The 24,588-nt window shown below is 56.8% G+C and carries 23 protein-coding genes; 14 read left to right on the top strand and 9 right to left on the bottom strand.

What is annotated here, in order from left to right; all coding sequences use genetic code 11:
- Positions 1 to 25: 25 nt before the first annotated feature.
- The 5 genes from ACR0AL_RS05715 (at position 26) to ACR0AL_RS05695 (ending at position 5,257) form a co-directional block, all read left to right on the top strand.
- Positions 26 to 1,372 carry a substrate-binding protein gene (locus ACR0AL_RS05715; protein ID WP_170348210.1) on the top strand — a complete coding sequence of 449 codons (1,347 nt, stop codon included), beginning with the start codon at positions 26 to 28 and terminating at the stop codon, positions 1,370 to 1,372.
- Positions 1,373 to 1,484: 112 nt separating this feature from the next.
- Positions 1,485 to 2,516: a branched-chain amino acid ABC transporter permease gene (locus tag ACR0AL_RS05710; RefSeq protein ID WP_425080889.1), complete on the top strand. Its 1,032-nt coding sequence runs from the start codon at positions 1,485 to 1,487 to the stop codon at positions 2,514 to 2,516.
- A 4-nt stretch (positions 2,517 to 2,520) separates the two neighbouring features.
- The gene (locus ACR0AL_RS05705) at positions 2,521 to 3,726 is read left to right on the top strand and encodes a branched-chain amino acid ABC transporter permease (RefSeq protein ID WP_170393454.1); all 1,206 of its coding nucleotides are present in this window, start codon (positions 2,521 to 2,523) and stop codon (positions 3,724 to 3,726) included.
- A gap of 10 nt (positions 3,727 to 3,736) precedes the next feature.
- A complete protein-coding gene (locus ACR0AL_RS05700) occupies positions 3,737 to 4,492 on the top strand; it encodes an ABC transporter ATP-binding protein (protein WP_170348213.1) in 756 nt (251 codons plus the stop codon).
- Between the two features lie 9 nt (positions 4,493 to 4,501).
- Entirely contained in the window at positions 4,502 to 5,257 is a 756-nt protein-coding gene (locus tag ACR0AL_RS05695; RefSeq protein WP_480646222.1) for an ABC transporter ATP-binding protein, read from the top strand.
- Between the two features lie 110 nt (positions 5,258 to 5,367).
- Here ACR0AL_RS05695 and ACR0AL_RS05690 read toward each other — a convergent pair whose 3' ends face one another.
- Positions 5,368 to 6,336: a LysR family transcriptional regulator gene (locus ACR0AL_RS05690; RefSeq protein ID WP_480662265.1), complete on the bottom strand. Its 969-nt coding sequence runs from the start codon at positions 6,334 to 6,336 to the stop codon at positions 5,368 to 5,370.
- A gap of 127 nt (positions 6,337 to 6,463) precedes the next feature.
- On the opposite strand from ACR0AL_RS05690, the gene ACR0AL_RS05685 reads away from it, so the two are divergent.
- The 6 genes from ACR0AL_RS05685 to ACR0AL_RS05660 all read left to right on the top strand — a co-directional run bounded on the left by ACR0AL_RS05685 (position 6,464) and on the right by ACR0AL_RS05660 (position 13,660).
- The gene (locus ACR0AL_RS05685; protein WP_170348216.1) at positions 6,464 to 7,471 is read left to right on the top strand and encodes a TAXI family TRAP transporter solute-binding subunit; all 1,008 of its coding nucleotides are present in this window, start codon (positions 6,464 to 6,466) and stop codon (positions 7,469 to 7,471) included.
- 81 nt (positions 7,472 to 7,552) lie between these two features.
- Positions 7,553 to 9,766, top strand: a complete 2,214-nt coding sequence (locus tag ACR0AL_RS05680; RefSeq protein ID WP_480662263.1) for a TRAP transporter permease — start codon at positions 7,553 to 7,555, stop codon at positions 9,764 to 9,766.
- Positions 9,767 to 9,770: 4 nt separating this feature from the next.
- Positions 9,771 to 11,009: an NAD(P)/FAD-dependent oxidoreductase gene (locus ACR0AL_RS05675; RefSeq protein WP_480662261.1), complete on the top strand. Its 1,239-nt coding sequence runs from the start codon at positions 9,771 to 9,773 to the stop codon at positions 11,007 to 11,009.
- Positions 11,010 to 11,046: 37 nt separating this feature from the next.
- Entirely contained in the window at positions 11,047 to 11,787 is a 741-nt protein-coding gene (locus tag ACR0AL_RS05670) for an aspartate/glutamate racemase family protein (RefSeq protein ID WP_425080888.1), read from the top strand.
- Between the two features lie 111 nt (positions 11,788 to 11,898).
- Complete coding sequence (locus ACR0AL_RS05665; protein ID WP_170348220.1) at positions 11,899 to 12,633, top strand: TSUP family transporter; 735 nt, start codon at positions 11,899 to 11,901, stop codon at positions 12,631 to 12,633.
- A gap of 10 nt (positions 12,634 to 12,643) precedes the next feature.
- Positions 12,644 to 13,660, top strand: a complete 1,017-nt coding sequence (locus ACR0AL_RS05660) for a D-cysteine desulfhydrase family protein (protein WP_480662259.1) — start codon at positions 12,644 to 12,646, stop codon at positions 13,658 to 13,660.
- Positions 13,661 to 13,673: 13 nt separating this feature from the next.
- Here ACR0AL_RS05660 and ACR0AL_RS05655 read toward each other — a convergent pair whose 3' ends face one another.
- Complete coding sequence (locus ACR0AL_RS05655) at positions 13,674 to 14,552, bottom strand: LysR substrate-binding domain-containing protein (RefSeq protein ID WP_480662257.1); 879 nt, start codon at positions 14,550 to 14,552, stop codon at positions 13,674 to 13,676.
- Positions 14,553 to 14,799: 247 nt separating this feature from the next.
- Between ACR0AL_RS05655 and ACR0AL_RS05650 the strand changes: the two genes are divergently transcribed.
- Together ACR0AL_RS05650 and ACR0AL_RS05645 are read left to right on the top strand one after the other, a co-directional pair.
- Entirely contained in the window at positions 14,800 to 16,152 is a 1,353-nt protein-coding gene (locus tag ACR0AL_RS05650; RefSeq protein ID WP_480662255.1) for an MmgE/PrpD family protein, read from the top strand.
- A complete protein-coding gene (locus ACR0AL_RS05645) occupies positions 16,149 to 17,684 on the top strand; it encodes a trimethylamine methyltransferase family protein (RefSeq protein WP_480662253.1) in 1,536 nt (511 codons plus the stop codon). The genes ACR0AL_RS05650 and ACR0AL_RS05645 overlap by 4 nt, the downstream gene beginning before the upstream one ends.
- 29 nt (positions 17,685 to 17,713) lie before the next feature.
- Here ACR0AL_RS05645 and ACR0AL_RS05640 read toward each other — a convergent pair whose 3' ends face one another.
- Positions 17,714 to 18,178 carry a putative molybdenum carrier protein gene (locus ACR0AL_RS05640; RefSeq protein WP_170409275.1) on the bottom strand — a complete coding sequence of 155 codons (465 nt, stop codon included), beginning with the start codon at positions 18,176 to 18,178 and terminating at the stop codon, positions 17,714 to 17,716.
- A gap of 311 nt (positions 18,179 to 18,489) precedes the next feature.
- Here ACR0AL_RS05640 and ACR0AL_RS05635 point away from each other — a divergent pair, with 311 nt between their 5' ends.
- Positions 18,490 to 19,893 (top strand): MATE family efflux transporter, encoded by a 1,404-nt coding sequence (locus ACR0AL_RS05635; RefSeq protein ID WP_254437314.1) that lies wholly within the window; start codon positions 18,490 to 18,492, stop codon positions 19,891 to 19,893.
- Positions 19,894 to 19,898: 5 nt separating this feature from the next.
- Here the strand turns inward: ACR0AL_RS05635 and ACR0AL_RS05630 are convergent, their stop codons facing one another.
- The 6 genes from ACR0AL_RS05630 to ACR0AL_RS05605 all read right to left on the bottom strand — a co-directional run bounded on the left by ACR0AL_RS05630 (position 19,899) and on the right by ACR0AL_RS05605 (position 24,588).
- Positions 19,899 to 20,996: a M56 family metallopeptidase gene (locus tag ACR0AL_RS05630; RefSeq protein ID WP_480662251.1), complete on the bottom strand. Its 1,098-nt coding sequence runs from the start codon at positions 20,994 to 20,996 to the stop codon at positions 19,899 to 19,901.
- Positions 20,983 to 21,378 (bottom strand): BlaI/MecI/CopY family transcriptional regulator, encoded by a 396-nt coding sequence (locus ACR0AL_RS05625; RefSeq protein WP_170348226.1) that lies wholly within the window; start codon positions 21,376 to 21,378, stop codon positions 20,983 to 20,985. Before ACR0AL_RS05625 ends, ACR0AL_RS05630 begins: the two co-directional genes overlap by 14 nt.
- Positions 21,379 to 21,444: 66 nt before the next feature.
- Complete coding sequence (locus tag ACR0AL_RS05620) at positions 21,445 to 21,849, bottom strand: DUF2160 domain-containing protein (RefSeq protein WP_170348227.1); 405 nt, start codon at positions 21,847 to 21,849, stop codon at positions 21,445 to 21,447.
- Positions 21,850 to 21,857: 8 nt separating this feature from the next.
- Positions 21,858 to 22,655 carry a carbohydrate ABC transporter permease gene (locus ACR0AL_RS05615; protein WP_155139158.1) on the bottom strand — a complete coding sequence of 266 codons (798 nt, stop codon included), beginning with the start codon at positions 22,653 to 22,655 and terminating at the stop codon, positions 21,858 to 21,860.
- Positions 22,652 to 23,515: a carbohydrate ABC transporter permease gene (locus tag ACR0AL_RS05610; RefSeq protein ID WP_480662249.1), complete on the bottom strand. Its 864-nt coding sequence runs from the start codon at positions 23,513 to 23,515 to the stop codon at positions 22,652 to 22,654. The genes ACR0AL_RS05615 and ACR0AL_RS05610 overlap by 4 nt, the downstream gene beginning before the upstream one ends.
- Positions 23,512 to 24,588, bottom strand: coding sequence for an ABC transporter ATP-binding protein (locus ACR0AL_RS05605; RefSeq protein WP_170393468.1), 1,077 nt, complete (start codon positions 24,586 to 24,588; stop codon positions 23,512 to 23,514). The genes ACR0AL_RS05610 and ACR0AL_RS05605 overlap by 4 nt, the downstream gene beginning before the upstream one ends.

Genomic DNA, 24,588 nt, shown 5'->3' with positions numbered 1-24,588 from the left:
GAAAGAACGAAAATGGGAGGAATGAATGACCAACAAATCTGTCACACGCCGCGGCGTGCTGAAGTCTGGTGCCGTTGCAGGTACCGGTCTGGCCCTGCCTACAATCTTTACGGCTTCGTCGGCTGCTGCTTTCACCAACGAGCCGACAGGGGCATCTGTCACTTTGGGTTTCAATGTTCCGCAAACCGGACCTTACGCCGAAGAAGGCAATGACGAACTGCTTGCTCAGCAACTGGCGGTCGAACATCTGAACGGCGAAGGGGACGGGGGTTGCCTTAATACCTTCACATCCAAGGCGCTTCAGGGGAACGGCATCCTTGGCAAGAAAGTCGAATTTGTTACGGGTGACACGCAGACCAAATCGGACGCCGCGCGTGCCTCTGCCAAATCGATGATTGAAAAAGACGGCGCGATCATGATCAACGGTGGCTCGTCTTCAGGCGTGGCTGTCGCGGTTCAGGGCCTGTGCCAAGAGGCCGGCGTGATCTTTATGGCGGGTCTGACCCACGCGAACGACACCACGGGCAAGGATAAAAAAGCCAACGGGTTCCGTCATTTCTTCAACGCTTACATGTCGGGTGCAGCGCTTGCACCGGTGTTGGCAGCTGAGATGGGCAAGGAACGTCGCGCGTATCACCTAACGGCCGACTATAACTGGGGTTGGACCCAGGAAGAGTCGATCGTCGCCTCGACCGAAGCCTTGGGATGGGAAACGGTCAACACGGTTAAGACACCACTCGCGTCAACGGACTTTTCGTCCTATATCGCCCCGGTTCTGAACTCGGGGGCGGATGTTCTGGTTCTGAACCATTACGGCGGGAACATGGTGAATTCGCTGACCAACGCAATTCAATTCGGCCTGCTGGATAAGGTCGCCAATGGCAAGGACTTCAAGATCGTCGTGCCACTGTACTCTGAGTTGATGGCCGCTGGTGCGGGTGAAAACATCAAAGGCGTCCTTGGATCGATGAACTGGAACTGGCAGCTGCAGGATGAGGGCACCAAAGCCTTCGTGAAATCCTTTGGCGAGAAGTACGGCAAGCCTCCGTCCAACTCGGCCCAGACCTGCTATGCGCAAGTTCTGCTTTATGCGGATGCGTGTGAGCGGGCAGGAACCTTCAATCCATGCGGTATTGTCGAAGCTCTGGAAGACTTTGAGTTCGACGGGCTGGGCAATGGTCCGACTTGGTATCGCGGTGCGGATCACCAGTGTTTCAAGGACGTGCTGGTCGTGCGGGGCAACGAGAACCCGACCAACGAGTACGACACGCTGGAAATCGTCGAGATCACGCCGCGTGCGCAGGTCGAGTACGATCCGGAACACCCGATGTTCGCCGGTGGTGAACTGGGTAAGTGCAACCCGGGCGCTTAAGGCCTTTGGCTGATGTCTGACCGCCGGTCTCGGCGGCCAGACCCCTTGTGGCCGGGCGCTAAAACCCGGTCACGACCACTCAATTACACTGACCAATCTTGAGGTGGGGCCGATGGACGCCATCCTACTGCAAATTCTCAACGGGCTGGACAAGGGCTCGGCCTATGCGCTGATCGCGCTGGGCCTGACGCTGATTTTCGGAACGCTGGGTGTTGTGAACTTTGCCCACGGGGCGCTGTTCATGATCGGAGCGTTCTGTGCGGTGACCTTACAGAAGCTTCTTAACCTGAGTTTCGAAACGCTTGACGAAACCCAGAAGGACTTTCTGGGCAACCCGCTGAAAGTTGAAACGCCTTATGTCGAGGCCTGGTTCGGCCCCGAGGTCGGAGCCACCATCATTGACTGGTCCGTTCCGCTGGCGATCCTTTTTGCGATCCCCATCATGTTGCTGGTTGGCTATGTGATGGAGCGTGGGTTGATCAAGCATTTCTACAAGCGCCCTCATGCGGATCAGATCCTTGTGACCTTTGGACTGGCTATCGTGCTGCAGGAAATCGTCAAGTATTTCTTCGGCGCTAATCCGATCCAGACCCCGCCGCCAGATGCGCTGAGCGGGTCGGTCGATTTGGGCATCATGGTTGGGTTCGACCCCAACGCGATCATCTATCCGATCTGGCGTTTGGTCTATTTCGGATTTGCGGTGGGCATCATCGGTGCGGTGTTCTCATTCCTGCAATTCACTACGTTTGGTATGGTCGTGCGTGCCGGGATGGCGGATCGCGAAACTGTCGGTCTGCTGGGTATCAACATCGACCGCCGGTTCACCATTATGTTCGGCATCGCCGCTGCCGTGGCCGGCCTTGCCGGGGTGATGTACGGCCCGCTTAATCCGCCAAATTACCATATGGGCATGGACTTTCTGGTTCTCAGCTTTGTTGTGGTCGTTGTGGGCGGCATGGGTTCATTGCCAGGCGCGGTGCTGGCCGGGTTCTTGCTGGGTATTTTGGAGAGCTTTGCCTCGACAACCTGGGCAACCACTACGATCCCGGGCATCAATCAGATCATCATCTACCTTGTCGCCATCATCGTGCTGCTGACACGTCCACGCGGTCTAATGGGCCGCAAGGGCGTGATGGAGGAATAAGCCCATGCTGGGACTAAACAAAAAAGACACCGGCCTGCTGATCATCGTTGCAATCCTGACATTGCTGGCCCCCTTCATCCTGAACCCGTTCCCCGAAGGCAGCGCCATGGCGCAGTTCAATGCGGGTTACCCGGATCTGATGCAGAGGTTCGTGATCTTTGGCATCTTCGCCATCGGCTTCAACATCCTGTTCGGTTTGACGGGATACCTGTCTTTCGGTCACGCGGCCTTTCTGGGGGTGGGGTCTTATTCCGCCGTTTGGATGTTCAAGCTACTCAGCTACAACATCATTCCGGCCATTGCGCTAAGTGTGGTCGTCGCCGGATTGTTTTCGCTGCTGATCGGCTTTGTCAGCCTGCGCCGGTCAGGAATTTACTTTTCAATCCTGACACTGGCCTTCGCGCAGATGAGTTTTGCGCTGGCTTACTCGGTGCTATCGAACCCCAAGTTTAACCTGACGAACGGGGAAACCGGCCTGCAAGTCTATGCAGATGATCCGCAGATCCTGCAGGGCGCCAATGCGCCGGACCTGCCGCACCTGTTCGGCTTGCCGATGCGTGCGACCTACACAATGGACGTGGGCGCGTGGAGCTTTGATTTCAACGCGGGCTATTACCTGTGCGCGGTTGTCCTGATGGTGGTGTTCTACCTGTCTATCCGCATCTTCCGGTCGCCCTTTGGCATGATGTTGCGGGCGGTGAAATCGAACCAACAGCGGATGAATTACACGGGTTTGAACTCGAAGCCTTACACGCTGGCGGCCTTTGTAATCTCGGGCATGTATGCCGGTCTGGCCGGTGGTCTGATGGCCGCGATGGACCCGCTGGCTGGTGCTGAACGGATGCAATGGACAGCCTCGGGAGAGGTGGTCCTGATGACTATCCTTGGCGGCACTGGAACACTGATCGGTCCGGTTCTGGGTGCTGGATTTATCAAGTATTTTGAGAACATCTTCTCGAAAATCAACGATAACGTCCTGCACAGCTGGTTCGCATTCCTGCCTGATGGGCTGGAGGATGCGGTTGTCTTCGTGATCCATCCGTTCATCGGTAAAGGTTGGCATTTGACGCTGGGCATCCTGTTTATGCTGGTCGTCATCTATCTGCCAGGCGGTCTTGTCGAAGGTGGCCAACGATTGCTCAACCGCTTTAAGCGCAAGAAATCTAATACCGACGATGCAACGTCGGGCAAAACAGAACCGGCCGAGTAGGGGGCGAACCATGGCAATTCTAAGAGTCAAAGATGTCAGCAAGCGCTTCGGTGGTCTCAAGGCGCTGACGGATGTAAACCTCAATGTCGAAGAGAACTCGGTCCACGCCATCATCGGTCCCAACGGTGCAGGTAAGTCGACGCTGTTGAATTGTTTGGTGGGCAAGCTGATGCCGGACACCGGGTCCGTTTTGTTCAACAACAATTCGGTACTTGGGTTGGAGCCGTTCCAGATTAACCAGATGGGCATCAGCCGCGTGTTTCAGACGCCCGAGATATTTGGCGAGCTGACGGTGATGGAAAACATGTTGATCCCGATCTTCGCAATGCGGGATGGGGCTTTTCGGATGCATGCCTATGAGACCATCGCCAATGAAAAGGCGGTTGTGGAACAGGCCGAGGCGATGCTGGAAGAGATGAACATGGCTGACAAACGCGAAATGCACGCCGCTTCGCTGTCTCGTGGTGACAAGCGGCGGCTAGAGATCGGCATGTGCCTCAGTCAGAACCCGCGCTTGCTGCTGTTGGACGAACCCACGGCGGGCATGGCGCGGGCTGATACCAACAATACCATTGATCTGCTGAAGCAAATCAAGGACGAGCGCGACATCACCATCGCGATCATTGAACATGACATGCACGTGGTCTTCAGCCTGGCCGAACGCATCACGGTTTTGGCGCAAGGCACACCCCTGGTTGAAGACACGCCTGAAAACATTCGTGGCAACCCAAAGGTCCGAGAGGCCTATTTGGGCGAAGCAGCGTAAGGAAAAGCTATGAACGAGAAACCTGACTTTTCGAAAAACGCGAACAGGGCCAGTACCGCACCTGCGTTTCTTTCGGTGTGGGATATGCATTCATACTACGGAGAAAGCTACATAGTTCAGGGCGTCAGCTTCAATGTACATGAAGGTGAGATTCTAGCTCTTCTTGGGCGAAACGGCGCTGGCAAGACCTCGACGCTCCGTTCCATCGCAAGGGTCGGAGAGCCGGAAGTAAGGCATGGCGAAATCTGGCTGGATCACCAACCGCTGCACAATATGACAAGCTACGAAGCGGCTGCTGCGGGTCTTGGTCTTGTCCCGGAAGATAGGCGAATTATTCCGGGCCTAACTGTCGAAGAAAACCTGCAGCTTGCGCAAATCGCGCCGCCGATTGGATGGTCGTTGGAAAGGTTATACGAGTTGTTCCCGCGCTTGGGCGAGCGCCGCAAACAAGAGGGAACTACGTTGTCCGGCGGCGAACAACAGATGCTGTCAATCGCCAGAGCACTGGCCAGAGACATCAAGGTCTTGCTTTTGGATGAGCCTTATGAAGGTTTGGCCCCTGTCATCGTCGACGAGATCGAAAAAACGCTTATTCATGTCAAGCAACAGGGCATGACCACGATCATCGTCGAACAGAACGCCGTTCGTGCTTTGGAACTGGCGGACCGGGCGATTATTCTGGATACTGGGAGCATTGTGTTTGACGGGACTGCGAACGAGGTGCTGGAAGATACCAATCTTCGGGAAGAGTATCTGGCGATATAAGTATCCTGTTTAGCCGCATGAAAAGTCTAAAGATATTAGGCTTTTCAGGTGCTTGAAATTCGCTGATTTGGGCGGTTTCGGATAAACCATTGCCCGTCTTTCAAAGACAGTTAAACCTTCTGGCCACGCACGTCACCAACCCATTCTGTGTGGGGGTTGGCCTTCACTTCCTCGAGCATTTTTAGAACTTCGGCTTTCCAACCAGCCTTGATCTTTAAGGCCAACTGAGACGGCGGGCGGTGAGCGGGTTCAAGGATCGCATATTCATACCTGAGCGGATTGCCCAAAGGCACGAACACAACCTTGTCGTTGGACAGGTTCATCTCACGTTCCGTTGCAACGGTCAGCGGATCAACTATCGTGCAGCACTGGCCCGAACTTACAAACGGAATGAGCGGTAGGAAATACTGACAGGTCACGGTCGGGTTATAGTTGGCGGATATGTCCTGAAACTCTCGCCGGACTTTGCGCTGAAACGGATGGGTTGCGTATAGCCCGCCCATCGGCGTTCCGTCCAAATCGGAAATCGTAATGCTGTCCTGGGACGCAAGCGGATGATCGCAATCTATTGCGCAGAAACAGTCTGCCTGAATCAGTTCGACCGAATATTGTGCTTTTCGTCCGGCTGAATGCTCGAAATCAGCAAAGCCGAAATCGATATTCTGCGTTCCCGCAAGTTCCATAATTTGCGGAGAGCTCCGCGAGGACAACGTGATTTGAATGTCCGGGTTTTCACCCACCGACTGACTGATGAACCGCGGGAACAAAAAGGCCGAAGGGCCCGGCATCGTTGCGATATTCAGGCTGCCGGAATGCCCTTTGATCAAACCCTCCATGGTGTTTGAGATCGTTGACAGGCGATCCAGAATGCCTGCGGTCTCGGCCAGAAGGTAATGCGCCTCGGGGACCGGAACCAGCCGACGTCCTTTGCGTTCAAACAATGTCAGGCCCAAAGATTTTTCGAGGTTCTTGAGGGCAAGGCTGATAGCAGGCTGCGTCCGATGCAATTTCTTGGCAGTCTGAGAGATGGAGCCGGACTCCATCACCTCGCGAAAAACGGTGAGTTGGGTGAGGTTCATGCTCAATGTATAAGTTAAAATTTAATTTTGTGAAATATAACAAATTTGTATTTATGAGAATTGCCTTTACGCTTGCAGGATCGAAGTCGGGCGAACCGAATCCGACGTTCCAACTTGGGAGATGACAATGAAACTAGTGAAATGCTTGACTGGACTGGCTTTGGCTGGCGCGCTGGCCGCACCGGCGTTGGCGCAGGACCCGACCTTTTTCCGCATCGGCACCGGCGGTGCTGGCGGAACCTACTTCCCCATCGGCGGCACCATCGCAAACGGTATCTCGGCCCCTCCGGGTTCGCGCCCCTGTGAAGAAGGCGGCCAGTGCGGTGTTCCTGGTCTGATCGCGATTGCACAATCGACCACCGCGTCGGTGTTCAACAACGCGGCTGTTCAGAACGGTGAGTTGGAAGCTGGCCTTGCGGCGGCGGATGTCACCCGCTCGATGTATCTGGGTGAGGGCAAGTTCGAAGGCAAACCGCACCCCAAGCTGCGCATTGTCGCCAATCTGTTCCCCGAAGACCTGCACCTGGTGCTGCCCGCCGGATCGACGATCAACGATCTGGGTGATCTGGAAGGCAAGCGTGTCGGTATCGCGCAGGCTGGCTCCGGCACGCAGGTTGCCGTGCTGCAGATGCTGGACGCCTGGGGTGTTAACCGCGACAACATGGACGAAGCCGAGCTGAACAACAGCCAAAGCGCCGAGCGTTTGGCCGATGGTCAGCTGGACGCCTACTTCTATGCCGCAGGCTGGCCGGTTGCCGCGATGGTACAGCTGTCCTCGACCAAGGGTATGAACCTGCATTCCTTCAGTGACGAAGATCTGGCCAAGATCAACGAGATCATTCCGGCCTATATCCCCTCGGCCATTCCGGGTGGTGTTTATGAAGGTATCGATGGCGAAACCAAGACCCCGGCGGTCAGCGCGATGCTGGTTGTGTCCTCGGACCTGTCGGATGATCTGGTCTATCAACTGACCAAGGCGATGTGGAACGACAACACACGCAAGCTGCTGGACAATGGCCATGCCAAAGGCAAGCAGATCACGCCGGATACCGCGCTGGACGGCGTCGAAGCGCTGGGCGTTCCGCTGCATCCGGGTGCCGAGAAGTTCTATAAAGAAGCTGGGCTTCTTCAATAATCAAATCTCACCGTAACCTATCGTTCGGTGCCCCATTTCGGGGCACCGCACACTTGAATTATGCGAAATCAGGGGGCCATCATGACCGAGACCCAGAAACTTGATGACCACGAACTGACGGCCGAAGAACTTGCGGCCATCGAAGAACAGTTCGACGAAGGCGCCGCTGTTCGGCAGGTCACACCAACCACCGGTAAGGTCCTGCGCGTTGTTGCCCTGATCTTTGCGTTTTACGAATTCTTTACTGCCGGGTTCGGCCTGCCTGCCGACCACTGGCATATGGGCATCTATCTCGCCCTGCTGTTCATTCTGGTTTACGCGACCATTCCGATTATCGGATCGCAAAGCCTGTATGCGCTCAAAGTCAGCCGGTTCCGCATCGGCAACATCCCCCTTTACGATCTGGTCTTCATGGCGCTGGGTATCATTGCCGCGCTGTACGTCGGCTTCGCCTGGCGTGGCATTCCCTTTTTGGGGATCGAGGAGCAGACGTTCCGAATGGGCAACCCAAACGGCTATGACGTGTTCCTGGGCGTCGTCATCATTCTGCTGGTGCTAGACATCGCGCGCCGCACGCTGGGTTGGGTTTTGCCGCTGATCATCTGTGTATTCATTTCATACGCGCTGCTGGGGCCGTATTTCCCCGGTCTGCTGCAACATCCCGGTGTGAACTTCAAAACTTTCGTGTCGTCGATGTATTTCCCGCAAGAGGGTATTTATGGCGTCACTCTGTGGGTTGTCTCAACAATCGTGTTTCACTTTGTCCTGTTCGGCGTGATTGCGCAGCGCACAGGTCTGGGACAGCTTTTCATCGATAACGCCACGATTTTGGCGGGCCGCTATACTGGCGGTCCGGCAAAAGTGTCGGTGGTATCCTCGGCCTTCTTCGGCACGATCTCGGGTTCTTCGGTGGCCAACACCGTATCAACCGGCGCGCTGACTATCCCAAACATGAAGCGCCTAGGATACCCCGGCCATTTTGCAGGCGGGGTCGAGGCCGCGTCTTCGGCTGGTGGTCAAATTACACCGCCGATCATGGGCGCTGCGGCGTTTATCATGGCCGAGTTCCTTGAGGTTCCGTACACCACCATCGTGATTGCGGCGATCTTCCCAGCGATCCTGCACTATGTCGGCGTCTTCGCCGTTGTGCATCTGATGGCGCGTAAACTGAACCTGCAGGGTCTGGCCAAAGAGCAGTTGCCGCAGCTCAAGGCTGTGTGGGCCGAAGGGTGGGCGAACATTGTGCCTCTGATCGGTTTGCTGGTGGTTCTGTTCACCGGTTACACGCCGTTCATGTCGGCCTTCTGTGGTATTTCGCTGGCAGTGATTGCGGGCATGTCGCGGATCAAGCAACCTCCAACGTTGATCTACGCAGCCGCCTTCCTGGCCTTTGTCCTTTGGAAATTCTCGGATGGCGGATTTGATCTGACCATGACGGCCATTCTGTGCGGCCTTTCGGTTGTCGCAACGCTCAACCCGCAAAAACGGATCGAAGTGCCGGAGATGCTGCAGGCGGTCGAGTTGGGCGTGAAATATTCGCTGGCCGTGGGTGCCGCTGCCGCAGCCGTGGGCATCGTGGTTGGAGTGATCAACACTACCGGCATCGGGTTCCGCATCGGGTTTATGGTGACGCAGGGCGCAGGCAATCTGGCGTCGGATCTGTACAACATGATCTCGTTCGGCAGCTTCCAACTGTTTGCGATGGAAGACCTGCAACTGTTCATCTCGCTGGTCTTCATCGCCATCGTCTGCATCCTGATGGGCGCGGGTATCCCCACCACGGCGCTGTACATCATGCTGGTGTCCGTCGCGCAGCCTGCGTTGGCGCAGCTTGGTGTGCCGCCCATCGCCAGCCACCTGTTCGTGCTGTATTACGGGGTGGTCTCGGAAATCACGCCACCGGTCTGTACGTCGGCCTATGCGGCGGCGGCGATTGCCAATTCGAACCCGTTCCGTACCGGACTGTCCGCATTTACTCTTGGCCTCGGCAAGGTCATCGCCCCGATGGCTTTTGTGTACGCACCGGTTCTTCTGTTCGTGTCTTCGACCGGGTTTGATCTGTGGGAGTTCACATATACCGCCGCCAGCTGTATCGCCGGGGTTATCGCTCTGTCTGCCGCTGTCGTGGGATATTGGCTGACCCCATTGAACATGGTGTCGCGTATCCTGATGGCGGTTGCCGGGATCATTTTCGTGGCTCCGACGCTGACCGCCGATTTGGTCGCGCTGGCCGTGGCTTCACCCGTCATTGTCACACAATTAATCGCGCGTAATCGCAGTCACTCAACGGCTTGATGAAATGACAGAACAAGTCACCATCATCGGTGCTGGCATCGTCGGCATCTGCTGCGCCCTGTCGCTGCAGGAACGTGGCATTCCGGTCCGGCTTGTCGATAGGGGCGAGCCGGGTCAGGAAACATCGTTCGGGAATGCGGGTGTGGTCTCGCCCTGGTCGATTATCCCGCAGGCGATGCCGGGGATCTGGAAGAAACTTCCCCAGATGCTTTTGGATCCGAAAAGCGCTCTTTCGGTCCGGCCTAATTTCTGGCCAAAGATGATCCCCTGGGGTTTACGTTTTCTGGGCAATTCCGGCGAAAAGACCGTTCGCGAAGTGTCGGATGCGATGGATCTTTTGTGTCGCCCGTCAATTGACCTGTACCGTCGGCATCTGCAAGGCACCGGCTGCGAAGATCTGATTACCGACAGCTACTATGTTCATGCATTCCGTCGTCCCGAACAGGCTGATTTGGAAGGTCTCGACTATCTTATCCGTCAGGAAAAAGGTGGTGATCTTGAGCGTGTTGACGGGCACGAACTGCGGCGTCTTGAACCTGCGCTGACGTCCGAATTCAAAGCGGCGGTGCTGATCAAAGGTCAGGCCCGTTTAACCTCGCCGGGTCGCGTTGGCGCGGTTCTGGCGGAAAAAGCCCGCACGCAGGGGGCAGAGATCGTAAAGACCGAGGTCACTGGTCTGACCTTTGCCCAAGGTGGCGGATGGCATCTGTCCACACCGCAAGAAACGCTGCACGCGCGCAACATCATTCTGGCGGCTGGCGTATGGTCTGCTGAATTTTTGAAACCGCTGGGTCTAACCGTTCCGCTTGTCGCCGAGCGGGGATACCATGTTCAGTTTCAGAACCCTGCTGCCAGCCTGAACAATTCGGTCATGGATGTGGATGCAAAGGTCGTTGCCAGCTCGATGGTCGATGGGCTTAGGGTTGCCGGAACGGCCGAGTTTGCAAAGGTCGACGCACCGGCCGATCCGCGCAAAGAAAAAATTCTGACAGAGCAAGCCAAGGCGATGGTGCCGGATCTTGATACCAGCCAGGCACAGTTCTGGATGGGTCGGCGGCCTTCATTCCCAGACAGCCTTCCTGCGATTGGGCAACTTGACGGGCAGGCCGGGCTTTTTACGGCGTTCGGGCATTCCCATTATGGCCTGATGATGGCCCCTAAAACCGGCGAACTGGTTGCCGATCTTGTGTCGGGACGCAAGCCCAACGTCGATCTGGCGCCATTTTCACCGACCCGGTTTTGAACCTGCGGCACACTCACCTTGAAAGGATTTGAATACCATGCCGATTTATGAAGGCGGTCAGAATATCTGTGGGGCCTCAATAGGCGTTCTTTGTCTTGAGAGCTATTTCCCCAAACCTCCGGGGCATATCAAGAATCCGTCCAGCCTGCCGTTTCCGGTCCTTTATGAAATGATCGACGGCGTTACTGTCCCGACCCTGCTGAACAACCCCACACCCGAGCTGCTTGACCCATTCATCAAAGGTGCGCAGAGGCTAGAAGCTGAAGGCGTACGAGCCATTACCGGCAGCTGTGGTTTTCTCGCCCTGTTTCAGAAGGAACTGGCAGCAGCAGTGTCTGTTCCTGTATTTGCGTCCAGCCTGATCCAGGTGCCTCTGGCCTTTCACATGACCGGAGCCAACGCGCCGGTGGGCGTGGTGACCGCAGATGCATCGGCACTGACGGACCGGCATTTCGAAGGCGTCGGAGCGGCTGGTATTCCCGTGGTCGTACAAGGGTTGGAGCACACCAGTGAATTCGCCGAAGTGATCCTGCGCAACACAAGAACCCGTATGGACACCGATCTGATCGAGGCCGAATTGATGGATGCAGTGCGCAACCTGAAACGGCAGTCGCCTGACATCCGGTCCATCGTTCTGGAATGCACCGATCTGCCGCCCTACGCCGCGCGGATTCAGCAAGAACTTCAGCTGCCAGTATTTGATCTGACGACATTGGCTCAGATGGCGCATTCCGTTGCCACGCGCAGCGCGTATTCCGGGATCATGCCCTGGACGTAAAAATCTGCAGGCCAGGCGCTTCGTGCCATATCGGAAAGGCATGGACCCCGGTCCGCAATTGCGGATATGCCAATCCTTGCAAGGGGTGACAATGACCAAGGGGGTGTGGAAGTGTCTGTCGAACTATCCATCCTGATGGTCGCCATCTGCTTAGGCGCAGTACTTCAGGTCGGGGTAGGGATCGGGTTCAGCATCATTGCAGGCCCGCCAATGATGATCATGTTGGGTACATCGACAGCCGTGCCCGTTTTATTGCTGTTGAACACCATTGTGTCCGTGGTCGCCACTGACCGGCGCATCCTTGCGATCGAACGAAAGACAACCCTCATCGGCATTGCCGGTTGCCTTGTCGGTGTGATCGCTGGCCTGGCAATCTACCCGTTTCTAAGCGACGTGTTCGTTCTGACCCTGACGGCCTGCTTGCTACTGATCGGGTTGATTACAACCCTTATCCCGTTTCACCGCGCCATTGGTACGGCGGGTTTCTCAGCCGTGTCAGGGTTATCCGGGCTTGCAACCGTTTGGGCAGCGACGCCCGGGCCCCTGATGGTGTTCGGTCTGATTGCGAAAGGTCATCAGGCCAAGGAAGTCGCGAAGCTGGTCCAACCCATTGCTCTGGTCGCCTATGGCACCGCGTTTTTGCTGCATAGTTTGTCTTCGGTGCAGACAAACCCGTTCGGGCCGCAGTTATGGGCGTTCGCTTCGGTTACTTTGGTCGGTAGCCTGATCGGCCGCGCCATTGGCCCGTACTTGCCGCAACCACTTATCACTGCTGCAATTCGGCTGGTTTCGCTGATTGCCTGCTGTGTTCTCTTTCAACGTGCCTATGCGATGGCTTATCTCTGAGGGGCAAATGATGACACGCACTGATATACTGGCCCAATTCCCACGCGCTAAGCTTATGTCCGGCCCAACGCCGCTGGAGCGCCTGAACAAAATGTCCAACGAACTGGGCATTGATCTGTGGCTGAAACGCGATGACCTGACGGGGCTTGGTTTTGGGGGAAACAAGACACGGCAGCTCGAATTCTATTTCGGTGACGCCATACAGCAAGGCGCTGATACTGTTCTGATCACAGGTGCGGTCCAATCCAACTATGTGCGTTCCGCCGCCGCAGCAGCTGCACGGTTGGGCATGCAGTCGGTCCTGCAACTGGAAGAGCGTGTGCCAGACATGGCCCCCGACTATTACACCTCGGGGAATGTTCTGTTGGCCAAAATTCTCGGCGCGGAACACATGAGCTATCCTCTGGGTGAGGACGAAGCCGGGGCAGATGCAGCCCTGCATGCGCGCGCGGATGAGTTAAAGGCACAGGGGCGCAAGCCTTACGTCATTCATCTGGGGCTACATCACCCTCCGTTGGGTGCTTTGGGGTATGTTACAGCGGGTCAGGAACTGTGCCAGCAGATGCGTGATTTTGATGCGGTTGTCGTGCCGTCGGGCAGTGGGGCGACACATGGTGGCTTGCTAACCGGCGTCGCGCTGTCAGAGGTGTCCGCGCCGGTCTTCGGTGTCTGCGTGCGTCGCGACAAAACCCAACAGCATGCGCGCATGGAAACTGTCCTGCAAAAGCTAGCAGATTTGCTGGGCATCGAAGCGGACCCTCTGAAAGACAGAATTGAGGTTATGGACGAGGCCTTGCCCCCGGGCTACGGCAAGTTGAGCGCCATGACACAAGCCGCATTGCAAAAGATGGCCCGGACAGAAGGAATATTCCTTGATCCCGTTTATACCGCAAAGACCTTTGCGGGGTTGTTGCATTTGGTTGAAACAGGGAAAATCCAACAAGGACAGAAGGTTGTCATGCTGCATACCGGAGGATTGCCTGCGCTGTTTGGTTACCAAAGCGAGTTGTTGGGCAGCCTGCAGTAAGACGGCTTGCTGCTTATGGGGTGGCGTCTGCAAGCCAATCCATAATTTTCAAAGCAGCCGCATTGCGTTGCGCGCGCTCTGTCAGGCACACGAAGTACCCCCGTTCAGTATTTAGGCGCCGTGACGTCACCGGCGTCAATTGTCCAAGGTCAAAATGGTCCTGCAACAGTGTTTGCCATCCCAGGATCACACCATCCCCGTTCAAAGCAGCCTGCAGGTAGACCATGAAGCTAGTGAATTTCCGCTCGGACACTGGCGGGGGCGGTGTAAGGCCAGTATCTGCGAAGAACGTATTCCAGTCGTCGGTGTGATTGCCCATTGTAAGATGGAGAAGCGGGCTTTGCGCCAGGGCCGTCGGGGTGTCAAGGATGGTGTTCGCGACTTCAGGATGCGCCACTGCAACCATGGTTTCCTGAAAGATCAGGCGGTGCCTGACCCCCGGCAACCTGTCCGGTTGGTCAAACGCAATGATGATGTCGGCATCAGGCCCATATGCGTTGTTTTGGTCCCGGGAAATCAACTCGACCGAGATTTCGGGATGCGCGGTACGAAAGGCGGGCAGGCGCTTCATCAAGTAACAGCTGGCGAAGCCGATGGTGGTGTTGACGGTGACAACATCTTTGTCCGGACGGCGGCAAATCTGTTCTGCCGCGCTGCTAACCTGTAGAATGCTGCTGGCAACGGCGCGGAACAGAACTTCGCCTTCGCGTGTTAATGAGACGTTGGGGCGGGTCCGATTTAACAGTCTGACGCCAAGTTCCGTTTCAAGCGCGGCAACGCGGCGGCTGATCGCCGGTTGCTGAACATTCAGTTCTTGCGCGGCACGCGTAAAGCTGCGGTGTCGTGCAGCTGCCTCAAAAGCAGTAAGTAGTTTCCAATTTGGCGCGGCCATATCATTCCTCAATGGAATGTCGAGTATAAGGTTTTTCGATCTTTCCGGAAAAAACAAGCAGAATTAGCATTCTTGAAGAATAACAGCATTCCAAGAATGAGGTGCGTCATGAAAGTGCAGATAGCAGTTCATAGTGATCCGCAATCACGGATGCAGGCCGAAGCATTGGATCCGCCGTGCCAGACGCCGGATGAAGGTTTTTCTGAATGAAAACCACGGGTGTCATCCTGTTAAACAAAGGTGTGCCATGACCCGACCCGCCCTTTGTCGGTTGGCCCGCTTTGTGGTCGACGATCCGCTTATGCCCGACCCGGATACCCTGGCCGTGCTGCGCGATGGGGTGATCGATACGCTGGGCTGCATTCTGGCAGGTGTAAGAACCGAAGTGGCCTGCAAAACACGCGCAGCGGTGCAAGCTATGTCAGTGGAAGGCAGAACTGAGGTGTTGGGTGCCAAAATGACAACCTCGCGCCCGCATGCCGCGTTTCTGAATGCAGTTGCGGGACACGCGCTGGACTTTGACGATTGGGAACTGCCCGGCAACACGCACCCGACCGTTGTTTTATTTCCCGCGATGCTTGCCGTCATGGGGTCCAGGGCAACGGGTCGTGATCTGGCGCAAGCCTATCTGGCGGGGTTCGAAGTCATCGCACGTCTGGGTGAGGCGTTGAATTTCGAACATTACGACGCTGGCTGGCATTCTACCGCGACTTTTGGGGCTCCGGCCGCTGCTGCAGCTTGCGCGCGATTGATGGGGCTGGACGCATCGGAAACGACCCATGCGATGTCTCTCTCAATCAGTGCGATTGGTGGATATACCTGTCAGTTCGGCTCTAATGCCAAGCCGGTTCAGGCGGGGTTCGCTGCACGAGCAGGGGTCGAGGCCGCCTGTTTGGCTCGCGCCGGTGTCACCGGTCAAGCACATGTGCTGGATCATGAGCGGGGGCAGGCGGTTTTGATGGGCGGGCTTGTGCCTGATCGGTTGCAGGCGGCGCTGGGCAAACTGGGAACGGGATACGCTCTGGCCGAATACGGGCTGGTTCTGAAACCCTGGCCAAGCTGCGGGTATACCCATCGGATCATGACCTGCGCACGTCGCGTTTATGGCCGGATTGATCCGACGAAGATCACCGCGATTGACCTTTATGTGCCCGATTTTCACGCCGCCGTGCTGCCATTCGTGCAACCCAGGTCCATCCCAGAGGCTCTGTTCAGCCTGCCATTTGTAGCGGTCATGGGGTTGGTAAATGGTAATTTGACGCATGCCGATCTCACGCAGCAGGCGTGGAAGAAGCCGATGATTGAACGCCTGATTGGCAAGTCTCGCGTGCATGCTTTTGCGCCCAATCAGTCCGGTCAAAACTATTCGGCCAAGGACCCAGACCGGCTTGTGGTGACGTTCCAAGATGGGCAGATCATCGAGGAAAGCTGCAGCTTTCCCACAGGTGCGCCGCAGTCGCCGATGTCACAATCACAGCTTTGGGAGAAGTTTGCGGCCAATACCGGGCCAGTGCCCGAAAGCTGGGTCGAAAAGTTGCGGATCTGGCCCGAGCTACCTGCCGTGTCCTCGTTGTTCTGCCGTCAGGGAGAATACGCATGAGCCGCGTAAGATCAGGACGGGCCGCCCGCAAGGCTCAGCGAAAGGGTGGGGCGGGAACTGGCCCAACCACCGCGATCTGGCCGGGCATCGAAGGTGGGCGATATCGCCCAATCACAACTGACGGGATTGCTGCCATCGACAAAACCGCACGTCGCATTCTGGCCGAGATTGGCATGGCCAACGCGACGCCCCGCTGTGTCGACACCGTCGTTGCTGCCGGGGGGGTGGTTTCGGATGCTGGTCGGCTCTTGTTTCCGTCCAAGTTGGTGGAGCAAGTGTTCACAACGGTTGGCCGGGGTTTCACGTTGTACGGTCAACGGCCGGAATACGACCTTGATCCAAGCGGTACGCGCATCCACCTTGGTACCTCGGGCGCGGCGGTCCATATCGTCGACAGCGCGACGGGTGAGGTGCGCGACAGCACGCTGAAGGACCTGCACGACATGGCGCGGTTGGCCGAAGCGCTGCCCAACATTCACATGTTTCAGCGCACCGTGGTCGCCCGGGATATTCCTGACACGCATGCAATGGAGATGAGCACGGCCTTCGCCTGCGCAGCGGGTACCGCCAAGCCAATCGGAACGTCCTTCAGTTCTGCCGAAACAATGCGTGCGGCGATTGAGATGTTCCATATGATTGCGGGCGGCGAAGCGGCTTGGCGGGCAAGGCCGTTCTGCTGTGTTTCCACGTGTTTTATCGTGCCGCCCCTGACTTTTGCTGCCGAAGCACTGGGAATAATCGAATGCGCAGCCGAGACCGGGACACCGTTAAAACTGGTGTCGGCAGGGCAGGCGGGTGCGACAAGCCCCGCGCCTTTGGCGGGCGCCGTTGCTCAGCAAACAGCCGAAGTTCTGGCCGGGTTGGTCTATCTGAACCTGCTGAATCCCGGGCACCCGGCGTTATTTGGTGCCTTGCCCTTTGTCAGCGACCTACGCACCGGCGCGATGTCCGGTGGCAGTGCCGAGCAGGGCGTGCTGATGGCGGCCTGTGCGCAGATGGCGCAATATTATGGCATTCCCTGTGCGGTGAGCGCGGGGATGACGGACAGCAAGCTGCCAGACTTTCAGGCAGGGTATGAAAAGGGCATCACCGAATTGCTCAGCGCGTTGGCGGGGGCCAATCTGATTTACGAAGCCGCTGGCATGTACGGCTCGCTTCTGGCGGCGAGCAAGGAAAGTTTTGTCCTGGATAACGACCTGATTGGATCGGTGATGCGTGCGACGCGCGGGTTTGAGATCACTGAGGATGCGCTCGCCTTCGATGTGATCCGCGACATGTGCCTGAAAGGTCCGGGGCATTTTCTGGGCGCGAGTCAAACCCTGGGCCGTATGCAAAGCGACTATTACTATCCCGCACTTGCGGATCGGACGACGCCACAGGCGTGGTCGGATGCGGGATCACCCAGCCTGATCGATGCCGCACGCGCCCAGACCGACGCAATTCTTGCCGGTGATTCAACGCCCGTGTTCGGGGCAAAAACAGCAACCGACATAGCGCAGCGATTTCCCGAGATTGGCAGGTATTTTCCATGAGAATGAGCGACGAAACTAACCCTTGGATTTCACTTCTTAAGTTTACTCAAAATCCGATCCAGCACCGCCCGGACCTGCGCCCCGATTTGTGGTGCTTCCGAGGCGCGGGGGCCGGCGATGTTCAGAACCGACACCGGGTTTGCCTGCAGCCACTCACTGACATGCGCGGCACTGGTCGCTATTCCTTTTCTGACGTCGACGGTCAGATGTAGCTTTCCAGCTTCTTCTGCGAAAACAATAGTTTGCTGCGTGCCGGGGCTGATTGAGCCATCCACAAAGATCAAGGTAGCATCGCTCGATAAGACATTGCAGCGAGTGCGTTCTACAACGTCTTCGGATTGCGTTTCGGTCAGACCGTCGAATTGGGCCGGAATCCTTCCATCCTCGTTCATGCGCCCTTTGGGGACCCAGCCACCGTATGCAAAACCGTTTTGGCGTGCGAACTCCAAAGCAGCCATATCTACGCCAGTCTGTCCACCTGAGACAATTTTCATGACTCACGCCCCTATTTGTTGTGGTCTAGATTAGTCAGGTTGCCGGGGTACCGCAAACCGGCGAAATTCAAGGGGCTGGAGGTATTCACCCCTTGCGCGAAACAGATTTTGAGCGGTTCATGGGATCGTCAAACTGTCACCTGAAGGTCGGTTTGTCGCCTTGGACGCAAATGCCGTACGGTCAGTGTGGTCCGAATTTGTCCTGCAGTTCCTGTACGGCTCTCAGGTAGTGCAAGAGGAACTGGGGGTTTACCGGGCAGTTCCCCCAACAGAACCAGAGAAGTGCCCGCATTTAAAAAGGCTAATAAGGCATGGCGACACAATCTGACAGCAAGGCGGTCTTTCTGACGGGCAGCCTGATGGGGCACGTGACCCGGATGTCCTTGACCACCAGTATTGGTCTTATGGCAATTTTCGCCGTTGATTTCGTCGACATGATTTTCATCTCGATGTTGGGAAACGATGCGCTGGCCGCAGCTGTTGGCTATGCCGGGACGCTTTTGTTCTTTACCAACTCGGTCAATGTTGGCCTTTCGATTGCGGCAGGGGCCCTGGTCGCTCGGGAACTTGGCGCTGGGCGGCACGAACAAGCCCGCCAATTCGGCACCAGTGTGGCTGTTCTGGGTGCCGTCGTCGGGTTGATCGTGTCTGTAATCGTCCTGTTCAATCTGACGTTCTTTCTGTCGCTTCTGGGCGCAGAAGGCGAGGTGCTGCGGTTGGCTGCCCGCTATACTTCGATCATTTTGCCAACCATGTGGGTGATGGCTGTGGCGATGACCGGTATGGCGGTTCTGCGCGCTTACGGAGATGCCCGGCGTTCGATGTTGGCCACGATTTATGGTGGTGTGGCAAACGCCGTGCTGGACCCGATCCTAATTTTTGCTGTCGGGCTGGGGCTGGATGGGGCGGCCATCGCATCGGTGATTGCGCGTATTTGCATGTTGATCGCGACGGTCAGACCGGCGGTGCGGGTACACCGCGGGTTTGGTCGGCCCTCTTTGCAGCAGCTTGGGGCGGATATTCGTCCGGTCAGCGCAATTGCCGTACCTGCCGTTCTGACCAATATCGCCACCCCCATCGGCAATGCCATCGTCATTCGCGAGATTGCACAGTTCGGAACGGATGCGGTGGCTGGCATGGCCGTGATCGGGCGGCTATTGCCCGTGGCATTTTCGGTCATTTTTGCCCTGTCCGGGGCCATTGGACCTATTGTCGGGCAGAATTTCGGGGCGGGGCAGTTCGACCGCGTAAAGCAGAGTTTTCTGGCCGGGGTCAAATTCACCGCTGTTTATGTCTGCCTGATGGCCGTCACCCTATTCTTATTGCGCGCGCCGATTGCCGATCTGTTTCAGGCGCAGGGGGAAACGCGCACACTGATCTACCTGTTTTGCGGGCCGCTGGCCTTGGCGTCGTTCTTTAACGGTGTGATCTTTGTTGCGAATGCCAGTTTCAACAATCTGGGTCACCCTGTGTATTCGACTTGGGTGAATTGGGGGCGGCATACTTTGGGCACATGGCCCTTTGCTGTGGCCGGTGCCTATATCGCAGGGGCACCGGGGGTCCTGCTGGGGCAGGCTTTGGGTGGCGTGATCTTTGCGGGGGTCTGCTGGGTTCTGGTCCGCCGGGTCGTATCAAAACTGGCTACGCCGCAACCGATGGACCCGTTTGCCGGGCAGACGCGGTTGCAAGCGCTGTTTGGGCGGCGAGGTTGGTAGTTCAATCAGTTGCCCTGATTGCGCGCCTCTAGCCGTTCCAGGTTGACGACAGTCGACAGCATCAGCCGGTCGTGGCTCCAATCCTCGGTCTGTTGGATCGAAGCGGCACCGAGGCCCAGCACCAGTGCAAACAAGATGGTCAGGCCTAGGAACATGAACGGCATAGATGAGTTAACCGCAGGCGCATCGGCCAGGGCGATTACGCGTTGCCGCAGAACCCGCTTAGCTTTGCCTCCCGTAACCAGAGCAACATTCAGCACACGCGGGCTGCCGCGCACAACTGTTCGGGCGCAATAGTCCAAAAGACAGCTGGTGTAGTCCTGCGTGTCGATGCCTTTGCGGGCAACGACCGATTGATCACAGGCCAACTCACGCAGGCGGTCGAACTGGTATTTTAAGACCAGATAGGCGGGGTTCCAGAAAAGAAGGGGACGCAGCAGTTCGAACCCCAGCTCCCACTCTACATCACCGGCGCGGATGTGTTGCAGCTCATGCGCAAGGGCAAAGCGCATTTCGTGCGGGGAATCCAGCAGATGGCTGGGCAGCACTACATGGCGTCGACGCAGGCCGCGTACAGCAAAGGGAACGGCGATGCGGTCGGACAGGCGGATGTCCACCTTGGCAGAGCGTCGCCAAAGAAAGCTGGTGTTCACTGTCTCGCGGATCGACAGCCCGTCGCGGATGACGCGCAGGGTATAAATCAACGCTGCCAGCGCCAACAGCGCAAGGATCACCAAAACAACGGGGTGATCCCCGCTGAACAAAACATCGACCCAACGCTGGCGTGTGTTCAGCAAGGCTTCGAACTGGGTGGCTGGCATGGCAATATCACCACGCAGATAGGCCGCCACGGCGATGTCACCGATGGCTACAGTGCCTTTTGCCGGGGTGTGAGTGGCCAGCACGGACACACCCAATGCCAGAACGGGGCTGAGGACGACGCACAGGCAAAGCGCCTTGAGCGCGCGCAGTTGCGCCACAAATCCGTGGCTGAAGGATGTTTTGGACAGAATGCCTCGGGCTGCCAGCCACACAAGCGCGGCTAACCCAAGGACCAGATTCAATTCCAGATACGCGTCGAGAACCGGTTTAACCGCTGTCATTTTGCAGTCTCCTCTCTACCAGTGCTCGAATTTCCTCCAGATCGGCTTCGCTGAGCCCTGCGTCGTCAACCAATCGCGCGACCAGTGTGGCGGGCGTGTCGTCGAACAGGGTCCGCGACAAGTTTTGCAGCGACCGCGCCTGATATCTGTCCTTCTCCAGCAGCGGCGTATAGATCAGCGTCTTTCCATCCTTGCGGCTTTCGACAAATCCTTTTTCATCGAGAATACGCAGGATGGTGGCGCCAGATGTATAAGCCAGATTGCGTTCGGCTGGCAGGCGATCAAGCACGTCACGGACCGAGCCCTGACCCAGCGCCCAGAGCTCGTTCATGAACTCAAGTTCTACTTCGGTCAGCAGGTTTGTTGTTTTTTTCTTTCGCATCGGTCTTTCGTGTCGCATTTTTTAGTATGCCTGACAGACAAGCATCCTTTCGCTGTTTCGCAAAGCTTAAACTTTCCAGAAGACGAAGATGCCCCAGCCGACGGACAGAAAAAGTGGTGTCCAGACCGGCTGACCCACCAGACCAAGCCAGGCCAGAAAGATATAGGCTGATCCCAGCAGGGTGATGAACAGCCGGTCGCCCAGCGTGGTTGTCAGGCCTAAAACACCCCGTCGTTCGATGCCGTCGCGGTACTTGAAACCTTCGAGAACGCCGATCAGGGCAATGGCCGAAAAGATGCCTACGAATACGGCCAATGTGGCCGGGGTCCAGGCCATCCAGAAATCGGGCCACAGGGGTGCGGTCCAGGAAAAGCCCTTTTCCTCTTGCTGGCCGACATTGCCCCATCCGGCCTGAGCCTGTGCAAAAGCCGTCGAGGGCAGGAAGGGAAGGATGAGTAGCAATTTTCGCATTTCGAACCTCATACACGACCCATCGCGAAACCACGCGCGATGTAGTTGCGGACAAACCAGATGACGATGGCGCCAGGGATGATGGTGAGCGTTCCGGCGGCGGCCAGCAGGCCCAACTCATACCCCGCGCTGGACGCGGTGCGGGTCATCACGGCTGCGATAGGTTTGGCCTCGACCGCGGTCAGGGTTTTGGCCAGCAGCATCTCAACCCATGAGAACATGAAGCAAAAGAACGCCGCGACGCCCACGCCCGCTTTGATGTTGGGCAGGAAGATGGTCACGAAGAAACGCGGGAAGGAATAACCATCGACATAAGCCGTCTCATCCAGTTCCTTCGGGATGCCACGCATGAAGCCTTCCAAAATCCACACCGCAAGCGGTACGTTGAACAGCGTATGCGCCAACGCCACGGCCAGATACGTGTCGAACAGGTGGATCGACGAATAAAGCTGGAAAAACGGCAGGGCGAAGACCGCCGCTGGGGCCATACGGTTGGTCAGCAGCCAGAAGAACAGCTGTTTGTCACCCAGAAACCGATAGCGCGAGAACGCATAGGCGGCAGGCAAAGCCACGCAGACAGAAAGCACCGTGTTCAGAGTCACATAGGTGATCGAGTTGATGTAGCCCCAATACCATGTTGGGTCAGTGAAGATGGTGATGTAATTTTCCAACGTAAAGGTCTGGGGAAACAGGGAAAAGCCCGACAGGATTTCATTCGTGGTCTTGAAGGACATCGCCACCAGCCAATAGATCGGTAGCATCAGGAATGCGATATAGAGGATCGGGATGATGGAACGCTTTTTCATTCTGCGTCATCCTTTGTCATCAGAGTGTAGAATAGCCACGACACAAGCAGCGTGATGGCGAAATAGATCAGGCTCATCGCGGCCGCAGGACCAAGGTCAAATTGCCCCAGCGCGATCTTCACAAGGTCGATCGAAAGCAAGGTGGTCGAGTTGCCGGGGCCGCCGCCGGTCAGAACGAATGGCTCGGTGTAGATGTTGAAACTATCCATGAACCGCAACAAGACTGCGATGGTCAGAACCGTTTTCATCTTGGGCAACTGGATATAGCGGAACACCGACCACGGGGTGGCACCGTCGATCTTGGCCGCTTGGTAGTACGCATCAGGGATCGACACGAGCCCCGCATAGCACAGCAAGACCACCAGCGAGGTCCAGTGCCAGACATCCATGACGACGACAGTGATCCAAGCCGAGATTGGCTGTTGGGTCATGTCATAATTGATGCCCAAGACGTCATTCAGAAAGTAACCCAACAGGCCGATCTGGGGCAGGGTGAAGATATTCCACATCGAGCCGACCACATTCCACGGGATCAGCATCGGTAGCGCCATAAGCACCAGACAAACCGGCACCCAGAACCCTTTGCGTGGCATCGACAGGGCCACGAAGATACCCAGCGGGACCTCGATGATCAGGATCAGGAAGGTGAACAGAAACTGCCGCCCCAGTGCGGCCTGGAATCGGTCAGATCGCAAGATTTGTTCAAACCAACCAAGACCTTCCCAGAAGAACTGGTTGTTGCCGAATGTTTCCTGCACCGAGTAGTTGACCACGGTCATCATCGGCACCAGCGCGTTGAACGCGACCAGCGCCAGAACGGGTAAGACAAAGAACCATGCCTTTTGGTTTTCGGTTCTCATTGCACCCGCTCCTCGGTTGCGATCCAGCCGTCACGATAGACGCGGGATTGTTCAGGTTTGAATTGCAGAAAGACTTGTGATCCGGGCTCGGGTACACTGTGTTCGGTCACAGCCTTAAGGGCCGTGTTCCCGACCATCGCACTGACAACAAAGTGGCGGCCGATATCGGCCACTTTGGTCACATGCGCCGGGATGCCGGTGTCCCCAAAACCCACATACTCAGGGCGGATTCCCAAGTGTGTACGGCCTCCGTCACCAAGGGTGGGACCTTCCAGCATCACCTCGTGGCCTTCGAACACGGCGCGGTCGCCTTTGGCCTCGCAGGGCAGGACATTCATACCGGGTGAACCTATAAAGTGTCCGACAAATGTGTGCTGGGGGCGTTCAAACAGTTCGACTGGAGTGCCGATCTGAACCACTTCGCCTTCCTGCATTACGACGACTTCGTCCGCGAAAGTAAGCGCCTCGGTCTGGTCGTGGGTCACATAGATCATCGTGGCCTGCACGCGCTGGTGCAGTTCTTTCAGCTTTGACCGAAGTTTCCATTTCAGATGCGGGTCGATCACCGTCAGCGGTTCGTCAAACATCACCGCGTTTACATCATCGCGCACAAGACCGCGCCCCATCGAGATTTTCTGTTTGTTGTCAGGGCTCAGGCCCGATGCGCGGGTGTTGAGCATATCCGTGACGTCCAGCATTTCGGCAATCTCATCCACACGACGTTTGATTGTCGCTGGGTCCACGCCGCGGTTTTTCAGCGGGAAGGCAAGATTTTCACCCACCGTCATCGTGTCGTAGATCACCGGGAACTGGAACACCTGCGCAATGTTGCGTTGATCGGGGGGCAGGGAGGTGACGTCGCGGTCATCGAACAGAATCTGCCCCTCGGACGGCGTCAACAGACCCGAGATGATGTTCAGCAGAGTGGACTTGCCGCAGCCCGACGGGCCGAGCAGCGCGTAGGCCCCACCATCGCGCCAGGTCACATCGATTTCCTTCAGCGCGTAATCTTCCGGGCCTTTTGGCGTTGGCATATAGCTGTGTCGCAGGTTTGAAAGCTTGATCTGTGCCAT

This window comes from Ruegeria sp. BB1 (assembly GCF_056539465.1).
Note: the sequence above shows the minus strand (reverse complement) of the source record. Positions and strands in the feature narration are given on the sequence as shown.

Excerpts from the sequence above, each read along its gene's own strand:
- ACR0AL_RS05715 (WP_170348210.1), top strand. The coding sequence starts at position 26 with ATGACCAACAAATCTGTCACACGCCGCGGCGTGCTGAAGTCTGGTGCC.
- ACR0AL_RS05710 (WP_425080889.1), top strand. The coding sequence starts at position 1,485 with ATGGACGCCATCCTACTGCAAATTCTCAACGGGCTGGACAAGGGCTCG.
- ACR0AL_RS05705 (WP_170393454.1), top strand. The coding sequence starts at position 2,521 with ATGCTGGGACTAAACAAAAAAGACACCGGCCTGCTGATCATCGTTGCA.
- ACR0AL_RS05700 (WP_170348213.1), top strand. The coding sequence starts at position 3,737 with ATGGCAATTCTAAGAGTCAAAGATGTCAGCAAGCGCTTCGGTGGTCTC.
- ACR0AL_RS05695 (WP_480646222.1), top strand. The coding sequence starts at position 4,502 with ATGAACGAGAAACCTGACTTTTCGAAAAACGCGAACAGGGCCAGTACC.
- ACR0AL_RS05690 (WP_480662265.1), bottom strand. The coding sequence starts at position 6,336 with ATGAACCTCACCCAACTCACCGTTTTTCGCGAGGTGATGGAGTCCGGC.
- ACR0AL_RS05685 (WP_170348216.1), top strand. The coding sequence starts at position 6,464 with ATGAAACTAGTGAAATGCTTGACTGGACTGGCTTTGGCTGGCGCGCTG.
- ACR0AL_RS05680 (WP_480662263.1), top strand. The coding sequence starts at position 7,553 with ATGACCGAGACCCAGAAACTTGATGACCACGAACTGACGGCCGAAGAA.
- ACR0AL_RS05675 (WP_480662261.1), top strand. The coding sequence starts at position 9,771 with ATGACAGAACAAGTCACCATCATCGGTGCTGGCATCGTCGGCATCTGC.
- ACR0AL_RS05670 (WP_425080888.1), top strand. The coding sequence starts at position 11,047 with ATGCCGATTTATGAAGGCGGTCAGAATATCTGTGGGGCCTCAATAGGC.
- ACR0AL_RS05660 (WP_480662259.1), top strand. The coding sequence starts at position 12,644 with ATGACACGCACTGATATACTGGCCCAATTCCCACGCGCTAAGCTTATG.
- ACR0AL_RS05655 (WP_480662257.1), bottom strand. The coding sequence starts at position 14,552 with ATGGCCGCGCCAAATTGGAAACTACTTACTGCTTTTGAGGCAGCTGCA.
- ACR0AL_RS05650 (WP_480662255.1), top strand. The coding sequence starts at position 14,800 with ATGACCCGACCCGCCCTTTGTCGGTTGGCCCGCTTTGTGGTCGACGAT.
- ACR0AL_RS05645 (WP_480662253.1), top strand. The coding sequence starts at position 16,149 with ATGAGCCGCGTAAGATCAGGACGGGCCGCCCGCAAGGCTCAGCGAAAG.
- ACR0AL_RS05640 (WP_170409275.1), bottom strand. The coding sequence starts at position 18,178 with ATGAAAATTGTCTCAGGTGGACAGACTGGCGTAGATATGGCTGCTTTG.
- ACR0AL_RS05635 (WP_254437314.1), top strand. The coding sequence starts at position 18,490 with ATGGCGACACAATCTGACAGCAAGGCGGTCTTTCTGACGGGCAGCCTG.
- ACR0AL_RS05630 (WP_480662251.1), bottom strand. The coding sequence starts at position 20,996 with ATGACAGCGGTTAAACCGGTTCTCGACGCGTATCTGGAATTGAATCTG.
- ACR0AL_RS05625 (WP_170348226.1), bottom strand. The coding sequence starts at position 21,378 with ATGCGAAAGAAAAAAACAACAAACCTGCTGACCGAAGTAGAACTTGAG.
- ACR0AL_RS05620 (WP_170348227.1), bottom strand. The coding sequence starts at position 21,849 with ATGCGAAAATTGCTACTCATCCTTCCCTTCCTGCCCTCGACGGCTTTT.
- ACR0AL_RS05615 (WP_155139158.1), bottom strand. The coding sequence starts at position 22,655 with ATGAAAAAGCGTTCCATCATCCCGATCCTCTATATCGCATTCCTGATG.
- ACR0AL_RS05610 (WP_480662249.1), bottom strand. The coding sequence starts at position 23,515 with ATGAGAACCGAAAACCAAAAGGCATGGTTCTTTGTCTTACCCGTTCTG.
- ACR0AL_RS05605 (WP_170393468.1), bottom strand. The coding sequence starts at position 24,588 with ATGGCACAGATCAAGCTTTCAAACCTGCGACACAGCTATATGCCAACG.